This window comes from Streptococcus agalactiae ATCC 13813 (assembly GCF_000186445.1).
Lineage (GTDB): Bacteria > Bacillota > Bacilli > Lactobacillales > Streptococcaceae > Streptococcus > Streptococcus agalactiae.
This window is the reverse complement of the sequence record NZ_GL636070.1, coordinates 852,520-863,440: the sequence shown is the minus strand read 5'-3', so window position 1 is coordinate 863,440 and position 10,921 is coordinate 852,520. Positions and strand designations below refer to the sequence as shown.

Sequence of the window (10,921 nt, the reverse complement as noted above, 5' to 3'; positions counted from 1 at the left end):
GAGCTGAGATATAGATCTCAGCTTTTATTTTTTATTAAGAATTGCTAAATAGACTGACAAGAGATAGAAAAATTTTTCATTTTTGAAAACATGTCTGCTTGACTTTCTCCCAATAAATACACTTCTTCCACCTCTTCTATACCCATAATTGTTAATATGGTCTCAATACCTATAGTGTCAAAAATTATAGATGTATCATTTAATTGTTCTATGAGGAGAGGTTGATTGGTAACAATTAATAATTCTAAATGAGTTTGTTTGATTTGCTTAATTAACTCATTTAATTTTACTAGGGAATAACCCTTGTCTACCATTATCAAAGCCTTTTGACAACCGCTAGAAATGTAGTCTGAATGCCAATCATAGCTTCGAAAATACTGAATTTGATGGCCAGTTAGAACACCAGAACTTTGTTCGACTTGCTTCAGAACAGGTGCGACACTATGTTTTTTTCGATATTCTAACATGTCTATCAAAGAGATTTGCCAACTACTAGCAATATAGTCATCCGAAAAACCATACCTTTTAGCTTCCTTATAAATATCTACATTATATTGGCTTTTATTCAGGTTTTCATACAACTCTACAATATGTAAACATTTATCTAAGTAAAAAGGGTTGATTTTAGTAACTGAGGATAAATCATACAAATCAAAGCCACGTCTAAAAGCCTCCAAAAGATAAGCTAGACGATTTTCTTTTTTCTGAATCAAAGCAAACATCAAATCTTCCTCGCTAATATCACTCAGAAATGGAAAATGATCATGACTGCTAGCCTCGAGTAAATTTAAAAATAATTGCTCTATATTACGAGCAAAAAAGATATAGTCAACTTTTTCAAAACTAAAAGATACGGTAGCTACATAGTCTAATTGCGGCTCTAAAAAGGCAGAGGTATTTGGGTAATAAGAATGCTTCAGTTGACTAAAAGTATATCCCACTGTCAATTTAGTTGCTATCTCTAAAACAGGATAGGTCGTAATAGTCTCAAATAAAATGCTTTGATGAGACAAACCAGATGATAAGCTAATTATATGATAATCCAAACTGTTCAAATCTATTAAGAAACTAAAGTAACATACTCCAATAATGTTTGCTTTTCGACACACATCAAATGCAACATCTCGAATTGTTTGCCTAGCAGCATCGGATAAAGTTTGACTTGGTACAATCGCTAGAGACTTACCAGTTGTTTTATTAGATTCAATATATTCTAAATCAGAGACATATAAACAATTATTCAAAGAGTCTCTCATTACTAAACAATCTACTTGCACAAAGTCTTGATTATTGTCTATTGCCTGAACACTTTTTTCTGATAAATTATCGCTGATATACTGCCTTGAATAATGACTCTGCCACGCTAAAAACTCTTGAAATAGCTCATGATTTTTATCTAAGCAAAGGGGGTAAATCAAACTATCTTCATGTGTATTTATATACCCCACAAGCGTCTCAAGATTTTCAAATTGTGCATCATAATGGTGAATCACATGGTTTAGCTCCTTCGAGATAAGAATACTAACAGGTCTATCCCTTTTAGATAACCTCTCAACAGTTGATCTAATTAAATCGTCATATTCTTTCATTTTCTGTCCGAAAATAATAAGCAAAATAGGCTGTTTATCCTTTGTATTTAGCATATACGCACCTCCTTATTAATCAGCTCACCGACTGACTTTAAATAATACCTTATGTTTAAGCGCGTGATCCAATCATTTCTAAAAATTCATCAAAAAAATAGGTCACATCATGAGGGCCTGGAGCAGCCTCTGGGTAAAATTGCACGGACATCACTGGAAATGAGCGGTGCCTTAGAGCAACAATCTCTTGATCATTCAAACCTTCGTGTGTTACCAGTAAATCATGCGGAAGATTTAGCCGGTTAACGGTAAAATGATTAAACTGACTAACTGTTTCTAAACGACCCGTAGCAATATCTCTCATGGGATAATTTGGCCCCTTCTTAGCAACTGGGAGTCTCATAATTTCTGCACCATTTGCCATGGCAATTAATTGGTGCCCCAAACCAATACCTAACATAGGAACAGATTTTTGTAATTCTTTAATAGTGTTTAAGATTTCCTGAAGCTTTTCTGGATTCCCCGGACCATTAGATAATATGATACCTTCTGGGTATAGATTTTTAATACCTTCTAAAGACGTATTGTAGGGAATGACAGTCACGTCACACTGACGTTTAGACAATTCTCTCAAAATAGAATGTTTAAGACCAAAATCAAGTACAACAATATTTCGACCGCTAGCAGGCGACGGATAAGCTGTTTTTGTCGAAACTTGTTCCACATTATTTGTCGGTAATACTGTCGCTATTAATTGATCTTGTAAATGTGATAAAACATCACCTGCTTCTGCTAAAGTAGCTTTTACAAATCCTCTTTCTTTAATAACTTGCATCAAATACCTTGTATCGACCCCCAACATTGCAGGAACCTTTTTCATTTTCAAAAATTCATCTAGATTCATCTTGCTAGTATCGCTACTTACACATCTGGAATACTCTGCAACAACAACTCCTAAACAAGTGGGAATAATGGCTTCAGAGTAACTGCGATGAATACCATAATTTCCTATTAGCGGTGAGGTAAAAACTAAAATTTTTCCATTATGTGAAGGATTCGTTATTATTTCCTGATAACCGGTATTCCCCGTACAAAAAACTAATTCGCCAGTTACATCAAGAGATGAACCAAAGGATAGTCCTTCAAAAACCGTACCATCCTCTAGAATTAACAATTTTTTTGCCATTGTGGTTCTTCCCCTTCTATAAAATCATCGTAAATAATAGTCGTCTACTTAACTCGGATCAATAATACTCACACGATCGTAACCATCATGTTCCATTACTTCAACTAGAATTTCTTCAAATTGACTTGTTGGAATATTTTTCCCCACATAATCTGCACGAATAGGTAGTTCACGATGCCCACGGTCAATTAATACAGCTAAACTGACACGACTCGGACGCCCTAAACTAACAAGATTATCAATAGCAGCTCGAATAGTGCGACCTGTATAGAGAACATCATCAATTAATATAATATCTTTATCAGTGATGTCAACTGGCATAGTTGTGGTGTCAACTTCAACTTTCATATCATCACGGAAAGGTTTAGTATCCAATTCTCCAACGGGAATATCTAAATTTTCTAATTGCTTCAAGCGTTCTTGAATGCGTTTGGCTAAAAAAACACCTCTTGTTTTAATGCCTGCTAAGACAATATTATCTAAATTTTTGTTACGTTCTATAATTTCGTAGGTAATACGTGTAATAGCACGTTTCATGGTCACATCATCAATAATTTCTTTTCTTTTCATTGCAGTATCCTCTCTAAGATAAAAGAGCCCCTTCAAAAGGAGACTCTCTAGAATGACAAAGCCGCTCAGGCATTGATTTAGTCTGAAGTTTCTCCTTAACTATCTCACTGGATAAGGTTAAAGGAATGATTTGCTTATATTATAGCAAATGGTAAAAGTATTTTTCAAGAAAAACTTAATTTTTTCTCAACTTTTCTAAGGTTGTCTGAAAAATTTCCGGAACCTCTACTGAAAAAATCAAATTCTCTCCGTTACTAGGGTGCGTAAAACCTAGTGTTTGTGCATGCAAAAACTGTCCTTTACCCCCTAAAGTCTTACGGGGACCGTAGACAGGATCACCGGCTAGAGGATGGCCAATATAAGCCATATGAACCCGAATTTGGTGTGTTCGACCTGTCTCCAATGACAATTCAACTAAGGTATAATCACCAAAACGTTCTAAAACATGAAAACGAGTTATTGCTGGCTTACCTTTAGCAGTCACGGCTTGCTTCTTACGATCTTTATCGCTTCTACCAATCGGAGCCTCAATCACACCTCGATCATTTGGTAAATTACCATGCACAATTGCTAAATATTTACGAAGCGATTTTTTATCTTTTAACTCTTCAGCCAACACTTGGTGAGCTCTATCATTTTTTGCAACCATCAATAAACCAGAAGTATCTTTATCAATACGATGAACGATCCCTGGGCGAACAACGCCATTAATTGATGATAAATCCTTAATATGATACATCAAGGCGTTAACTAAGGTGCCCGAACTGTGGCCTGCAGAAGAGTGAACAACCATCCCTTGCGGCTTATTAACCACAGCAACGTCATCATCTTGATAGATAATATCTAAAGGGATATTTTCAGCTTGATAATCTAGTACTTCCTCTTTAGGAATATCAAAAGTAATCCGATCTCCTTCTTGAACAGTATATTTCGCTTTTTTTACTTGTCCATTTACTAACACAATCCCTTTTTTAATTTCTTCATTAGCTTGACTACGCGACAGTTCAGAATTATCAGCTAAAGCTTTATCTAGCCTAACTCCTGCTATTTTAATTGTGATTTCCATTACTTTCCTCTTTCCAAAGTGCAATCATTAAGCAAATAATACCGATTATCAGATATGAGTCTGCTACATTAAAGATAGCAAAATTAATAAAATCTAAATGCACCATATCAACGACATAACCTAATCTTAAGCGATCTATAAAGTTTCCTAATCCACCAGAGATGATTAAGGTTAGAGAAATTAATAACCAATAACTTCCATTAATATGTTTCATCAAATAAATAATAGCAACACCAACAACAAAGATTGTAATTAAGGTAAAAAGCCATTGTTGATTTTGCAAAATAGAAAATGCAGCACCATAATTTCTCAGATAAGTTAGACTAACGATATTTGGAATGAATTCCTTAATTTGGTTTAGTTCAATATGTTTAACAATCCATAACTTAGATAGTTGATCTAAAGCAATCAACAAAATAGTTATTATTGGTATAATAATCTTTCTCATTACTTCTCCTATGAATTAAATCCCTTAAAATACTCTTCCATAACAGCAACAAATTTTAAAGCCATCTGAGATAAATTACGATCTTTTCGTTTGATATAAATCATTTGGTTATCTAGATGATCTTCTAATGGAATAACAGTGATACCATTCACACTGCGGCTATCCAAGAATCCTGAGCCCGTCGCATAAGCTTGGGTTCTTTCTAAAATACCATTTAATGTTGCTCTATCAGTAACATTATAGGTAACAGAACTATCAAGTACTTCCACAAAATTCTCCGAGTAATACCGATAATCATCTCTATCCTGTGTAAAACGTACGGTTGGTAATCCTTCTAAATCTGTCATTATCAGAGATGTTTTACTAGCCAAGGGATGGTCTTTCCCAAGATAAATATGAGTTTTAAAAGGAATAAGCTCTACAAACTCTAACCCCAATTTGTCCAACCGCTGAAGTAGACCTTTTTTATTTTGACTATTGATATAAATGATACCTATTTCGCTATTCCCTTGAGCAACTTCATCTAAGATACGTATTGTTGTTGATTCGAAAATACGGAAATAGCTAAAATTATCATTACATTTTGAAAACGCTGTGATTAAAGGAGGTAGAAAATCATAATGTTGACTTGCTATTGAGAATTCTTGCTCTGTAGCTTCAGATTGCGAAAACTGTTTTTCGAATGAATCAAAGCTTTTCACAACTTCTAAAGCATTCTCATAAAAAGTCATGCCTTGATTGGTCAACACTGCACCAGTAGTTGTACGAGTAAAAATCTGAAACCCTAATTCTGTTTCCAAATCACGAACGGCAACAGATAAACTTGGCTGACTAACAAATAGTTTTGCAGCTGCTTCACGAAAAGTACCACTATTTGCGATAGCAACAACATAACGCAGTTGTTGAATATTCATTTTATCACTTCCTCATTTTAGTACCCTTCATTATACCAAAAAATAACTATCCTTGCGGAAAATTCTTCATGAATTAGGACTATTTCACTATAAAAGAACAACAAAGTTTATGAGTATTAATGATAAATCTCTTAACATATTGTCTTTTGTTACAAAATGAAAGCTCTGACAATAATAAAAGACCTTATGAATAGTCATAAAGTCTTAACTAGGCATTATTTTGCGATCGGGTAAACAGACACTTGTTTTTTATCGCGTCCTTTACGTTCGAAACGAACAACACCTTCAACTTTAGCAAAAAGTGTATCGTCCCCACCACGTCCAACGTTAGCACCTGGATAGATGTGTGTACCGCGTTGACGGTAAAGAATTGATCCACCTGATACTGTTTGTCCGTCAGCTGCTTTAGCTCCAAGACGTTTTGCTTGTGAATCACGTCCGTTTGATGTAGAACCTCCACCTTTTTTGTGGGCGAAAAGTTGCAAGTTAGCAAGATTCATTTTTAACATAATGTTGTGTCCTCTCTTAAATTAGTGTGTCATGACTACTGTACTAACAAATTCAGAAGAATCTTTAGACAGATTAGTCATTCCAAGAAGGTAAGACTCAAATAATAATTGAACCTTATCCTCTTTATGTTGTGGTATAGAAGATAAATCTATCTTCATATAACCACCTTCAACGTCATTGATAATCAATTGCGCTTGGCAGGTTGTTAAAGCCTCTAATGAATTAATAAAATTAATTGATAAAGTACTAACAGCTGCACAAATCACATCAAAGCCGTACTCGCCACTACCAGCATGACCGCTGATTTCAGCACTATAAAGATAGCCTGATTGATTACGAGTAAAAGTTGCTTTAATCATGAAAAATTAAGCGTTGATTGCGTTGATAACAACTTTTGTATAAGGTTGACGGTGACCTTGTTTACGGTGGCTACCTTTTTTAGGTTTGTATTTGTAAGAAACAACTTTCTTTTGTTTGCCTTGTTTTTCAACAGTACCAACAACAGTAGCTCCTTCAACAACTGGAGTACCAACTTTAGTTGTTTCACCACCAACAAGAACAACTTCGTTAAATGTAACTTCTGCTCCTGCTTCAACGTCAAGTTTTTCAACGTAGATAGCTTGTCCTACTTCAACTTTAACTTGTTTACCACCAGTTTTGATGATTGCGTATGTGCTCATGATGCACCTCCTATAAAAATTTCTTGTGAGGTTTCCCTCTGTGAAGACTCGCCTATAAATCGTGAGAGCCTTGCTCTACTTAATCTAACGATTTTCGCGCGGTTGCACAGGATGTGCATTTAGTCAACATTCAAATTTTATCATAAACTCTTTTTTTATGCAAGATAAAACAAAATAAAATTATCAACTTTACCACTTCAAATTAACTAACTCATTCATCTCCTTATATGCTTTATCAACTTTATCTTTCATAGTCTGATCAATCGTAGAACGTTTCTTACCACCTTCAATATAATCCTCTAAAACTAGCGTCCTATAATCATAAGCTGGAAAGCCTTCTTCAACATAACGGCCATTTGGTTTTGCTTCTACTAGTGTTGGATGCGCCTTAACTTTTTTAATTACTGTTTTTTGACCTTTTTTCTCTATGGTTACATCCATTAATAATCCTCTTTCTGTCCAGATATCATCAACCGTTTCTAAACGCTGATTTGAAATAAAATTTCCCATAGAGTAAATAATAAATTTTTTCTGGCCATCTTTTTTTATCACTTCAGACGGTTCAACAACGTGAGGGTGTCCTCCGAATATAATATCTGCCCCCCATTTAATCATACTATGATAAAGCATTACTTGTTCTGTAGTAGGTTTTTTTTGATATTCTATCCCCATCTGTGGCATGACAATGGTGATATCTGCTTCTTTTTCAGCCTTTTTAATATCTTGCTTAATCTTTTTAGTATCTAAATCAGACATATGTTTTTCATAGTCACTCTTTGAAACATTAGCTTCCATACCATTGTAGCCATACGAATAACCTAAAATAGCAATTTTAATACCATTTACACGCTTAATTAAGATATCTTCTTTATTTCTATCCTTTAAATAAACCCCAATAGTATCCAATCCCAGACGATTAAAAGTCTTGACAGTATTGATAGCACCTGCCAGTTGTGAATCCAGAATATGATTATGTGCTAAGTCAACGACATCATATCCAGTTTCTTTCATAGTAGTTGCAATCTCATTAGGAGCATTAAATAAAGGATAGCCTGCTAAAGGATATTCTGAACTAATCGTCCCTTCATAATCACCAATCGCTAAATCAGCGCTCTCAATCCAAGATTTTACCTCCTTAAAATAAGGAGTAAAATTATAAGTGCCGTCGGGTTGGCGCGCACTGGCATATAGTACATCGTGCAGCAAAATATCTCCGTTTGCAACCACACGTGCTGTTTTTACAGTATTATTATTTGCAACCTTTTGCCCTTTAGATTGTGCTAAATCCTTAGATAATCCCAAAATAAAAGTAGCAATAATAACGGCTACACAAAAAATAAATGTTTTCTGATAAGGGATTCTTGCCATACTTGCCTCCTTTATTCGTATTATAGCATTTTTTATAACCTTATGACAGCGCAATCATTTTAATAAAAAACTACAGAATAAATCTGTAGTTTAAAAATTCATTATAATAAATCGTCAATCAAGTCATCAACATCATCACTATCTGCTTGAGGTTGAATAGTAGTTACCATAATCCCTGCAACTGCCCTCTCTACCAGACCTTCTACATCCATACGTTTCTCATACTGTTCTGTATTCTTAATTTTAGGGTTAGTTTTTGGGCGATCTGGTGCAAAAATTGTACAGCAATCCTCAAATGGTTGAATTGAAATATCAAAAGTATCTATTTTTTGAGCAATATCAATAATTTCTAGCTTATCCATCGTGACTACAGGACGAATAATCGGTGTTGCAGTGACAGCATTAATAGCTTGCATACTTTCTAGCGTTTGGCTTGCCACCTGCCCTAAACTTTCACCGTTAATAATAACAAGACCATTTCGGTTCTCACGAATACGATCTGTAATACGCATCATAAACCTACGTGTTAACGTCATCAAGTAGGCTTCAGGAGCTTTTTCCTTAATTTCCTCTTGAATTTCTGTGAATGGAACTTCAATAAATTGAATATTACCACCAAATTTTGTCAATTTACGTGTTAAATCATGTGCTTTTTTCAATGCACCTGGGCTAGTATAAGGAGGACTTGCAAAATGGACTGCTTCTATATCTACACCACGTTTTAACGCTAGGTAACCTGCCACCGGAGAATCAATCCCACCAGACAACATCAGCATCCCTTTTCCAGATGTTCCTACCGGTAATCCTCCTGCACCCCTAATATTCTCATATGAAATATAAGCAGCCTCATCTCGTATCTCGACTTTAAGATTGATATCTGGTTGCTTCATCTGAGCCTTAATATTTGGCAAGACTGAAAAAACGGCATCTCCTAAAGTATGATTTAGAGCACGGCTATCCAATTCAAATGAGTGGTCACTACGTTTTGCGGTAATTTTAAAAGTCATCCCATCTTTATAAACGGAAGTCATAATTTCCTGGACAGCTTTTACCAATGTATCAACATTTTTTTCTACTTTAAAAGATGGAGAAAAGGCTTGGATACCAAAAATCTCTTTTAAGGACTCTGCAACTTCATGATAATCTGTACCATTGAGATATACATGTCCTCTATCACGATCTGTTTTTACTGAAACATCTGGATAAATGGAGAGTACATGCTCCATATTATTTTTTAACTTATTGATGAAGCGCATACGGTTTTTCTTCTTAGTAGAGAGCTCTCCATAACGAATCATAATTTCTGAATACTGCATCTTATCCTCTAACTTTCTTGGTTTTTTCATAAACTTGTTTAAAAATAGTTAAAAATTGCTCTACTTGTCCCATATCATTGTCATCATCTAAGCTGATACGTACAGCAGTTTGGGCTAACTTAGTTGAAATTCCCATTGCTATAAGAGTTCCTGCTGGTTTACCTGCTTTAGAAGAGCAAGCGCTAGTTGTCGAGATAAAAATATCATGTCCCTCAAAGGCATGGACAAGAACTTCTCCTCGAACACCCTTGATACCAAACGTGATAATGTTAGGTGAAAAACCTTCCTTACCCGAAAATAACGTAATATCCTCATATTTGGCTAATTCATCATGAATAATGGTTTTCATTTTACTTATTTTAGGAATAGTTACTACTTCCTTGTCCATAACCATTCGTAAAGCTTTAGCAGTAGCTGCAATCCCTGCGACATTCTCAGTAGTTGAACGTAAATCAGATTCTTGTCCACCACCTGTTAGTAATGGTGAAATACGTTTTCCTTCTTTAATATATAGAAAGCCAACCCCACGAACGCCGTGAAATTTATGACTAGAAAAAGATGCAAAATCAACTCGCTCAGTCAAATAATCTTTAGTCGGTATCTTACCTATTGCTTGAACAGCATCAACATGAAACGATATAGTAGGTTTATCTGACAACAAGTCTGAAATAGCTTTTATTGGCTGAATAGAACCAATTTCATTGTTTATTGCCATAATTGAAATAAGAATCGTTTCTGGTTTAATTAATTTGACCAGTGCTTCTACGTCTACAAATCCTTTATCATCTACTGGCGCATAATCAATCTCAAACCCATACTCTCCAAGCCATTTAGCAGACTCTTTAACAGCTGGGTGTTCGATATCAGAAACAATAATATGATTTCCAAAATGTTGTTTCTCAAACGCAAGACCCTTAATAACCCAATTATCGGCCTCTGTACCACCAGAGGTAAAGAAAATTTCATTTGCTTTAAGCTCAAGTAAACTAGCAATTTGTTTACGGCTAGCCTCTAAAATCCGAGAAGATGTTGTTCCTAGCTCATGTAAACTTGAGGGGTTTCCATAGATTTTACTAGCTACTTCTTGATAAGTCCTTAAAACTTCTGGATAGGGAATAGTAGTTGCCGAATTATCAAAATAAATCATAAATCTGTCCTTCTAAAGTCAATCAGTGTTATTATAGCATAATTTTCCTACTATTTATATTAGTTTGTGAACATCCCAAAACAATATTTATGATAATTCTCATAATTTATCACAAAACTCACTACCTATTACG

Annotated in this window: 12 protein-coding genes and 1 other annotated feature; all 12 genes read right to left on the bottom strand. The window is 34.9% G+C overall.

Going from position 1 to position 10,921, the window contains the following annotated elements; genetic code table 11:
- Positions 1 to 44 precede the first annotated feature (44 nt).
- Entirely contained in the window at positions 45 to 1,643 is a 1,599-nt protein-coding gene (locus HMPREF9171_RS108970; RefSeq protein WP_001865330.1) for an ATP-binding protein, read from the bottom strand.
- A gap of 55 nt (positions 1,644 to 1,698) precedes the next feature.
- Complete coding sequence (locus HMPREF9171_RS108975; protein ID WP_001085237.1) at positions 1,699 to 2,769, bottom strand: carbamoyl phosphate synthase small subunit; 1,071 nt, start codon at positions 2,767 to 2,769, stop codon at positions 1,699 to 1,701.
- A 48-nt stretch (positions 2,770 to 2,817) separates the two neighbouring features.
- Complete coding sequence (gene pyrR / locus HMPREF9171_RS108980) at positions 2,818 to 3,339, bottom strand: bifunctional pyr operon transcriptional regulator/uracil phosphoribosyltransferase PyrR (protein WP_000823056.1); 522 nt, start codon at positions 3,337 to 3,339, stop codon at positions 2,818 to 2,820.
- 175 nt (positions 3,340 to 3,514) lie between these two features.
- Positions 3,515 to 4,405 carry an RluA family pseudouridine synthase gene (locus HMPREF9171_RS108985; protein ID WP_000406598.1) on the bottom strand — a complete coding sequence of 297 codons (891 nt, stop codon included), beginning with the start codon at positions 4,403 to 4,405 and terminating at the stop codon, positions 3,515 to 3,517.
- The gene (gene lspA, locus HMPREF9171_RS108990) at positions 4,389 to 4,853 is read right to left on the bottom strand and encodes a signal peptidase II (RefSeq protein ID WP_001226252.1); all 465 of its coding nucleotides are present in this window, start codon (positions 4,851 to 4,853) and stop codon (positions 4,389 to 4,391) included. Before lspA ends, HMPREF9171_RS108985 begins: the two co-directional genes overlap by 17 nt.
- Before the next feature lie 8 nt (positions 4,854 to 4,861).
- On the bottom strand, positions 4,862 to 5,767 hold the full coding sequence (locus HMPREF9171_RS108995; protein WP_001025683.1) for a LysR family transcriptional regulator: 906 nt from the start codon (positions 5,765 to 5,767) through the stop codon (positions 4,862 to 4,864).
- A 215-nt stretch (positions 5,768 to 5,982) separates the two neighbouring features.
- Complete coding sequence (gene rpmA / locus HMPREF9171_RS109000; RefSeq protein WP_000916503.1) at positions 5,983 to 6,276, bottom strand: 50S ribosomal protein L27; 294 nt, start codon at positions 6,274 to 6,276, stop codon at positions 5,983 to 5,985.
- Positions 6,277 to 6,297: 21 nt separating this feature from the next.
- Positions 6,298 to 6,636: a ribosomal-processing cysteine protease Prp gene (locus HMPREF9171_RS109005; protein WP_000588481.1), complete on the bottom strand. Its 339-nt coding sequence runs from the start codon at positions 6,634 to 6,636 to the stop codon at positions 6,298 to 6,300.
- Positions 6,637 to 6,642: 6 nt separating this feature from the next.
- Entirely contained in the window at positions 6,643 to 6,957 is a 315-nt protein-coding gene (gene rplU / locus HMPREF9171_RS109010; protein ID WP_000109135.1) for a 50S ribosomal protein L21, read from the bottom strand.
- A gap of 34 nt (positions 6,958 to 6,991) precedes the next feature.
- Positions 6,992 to 7,071, bottom strand: a sequence feature (ribosomal protein L21 leader region).
- A gap of 75 nt (positions 7,072 to 7,146) precedes the next feature.
- Positions 7,147 to 8,325: a CapA family protein gene (locus tag HMPREF9171_RS109015; protein WP_000101228.1), complete on the bottom strand. Its 1,179-nt coding sequence runs from the start codon at positions 8,323 to 8,325 to the stop codon at positions 7,147 to 7,149.
- Between the two features lie 101 nt (positions 8,326 to 8,426).
- Positions 8,427 to 9,641, bottom strand: a complete 1,215-nt coding sequence (gene thiI, locus HMPREF9171_RS109020) for a tRNA uracil 4-sulfurtransferase ThiI (RefSeq protein WP_001200110.1) — start codon at positions 9,639 to 9,641, stop codon at positions 8,427 to 8,429.
- Position 9,642: 1 nt separating this feature from the next.
- Complete coding sequence (locus tag HMPREF9171_RS109025; RefSeq protein ID WP_000638894.1) at positions 9,643 to 10,788, bottom strand: cysteine desulfurase family protein; 1,146 nt, start codon at positions 10,786 to 10,788, stop codon at positions 9,643 to 9,645.
- Positions 10,789 to 10,921: the final 133 nt, after the last annotated feature.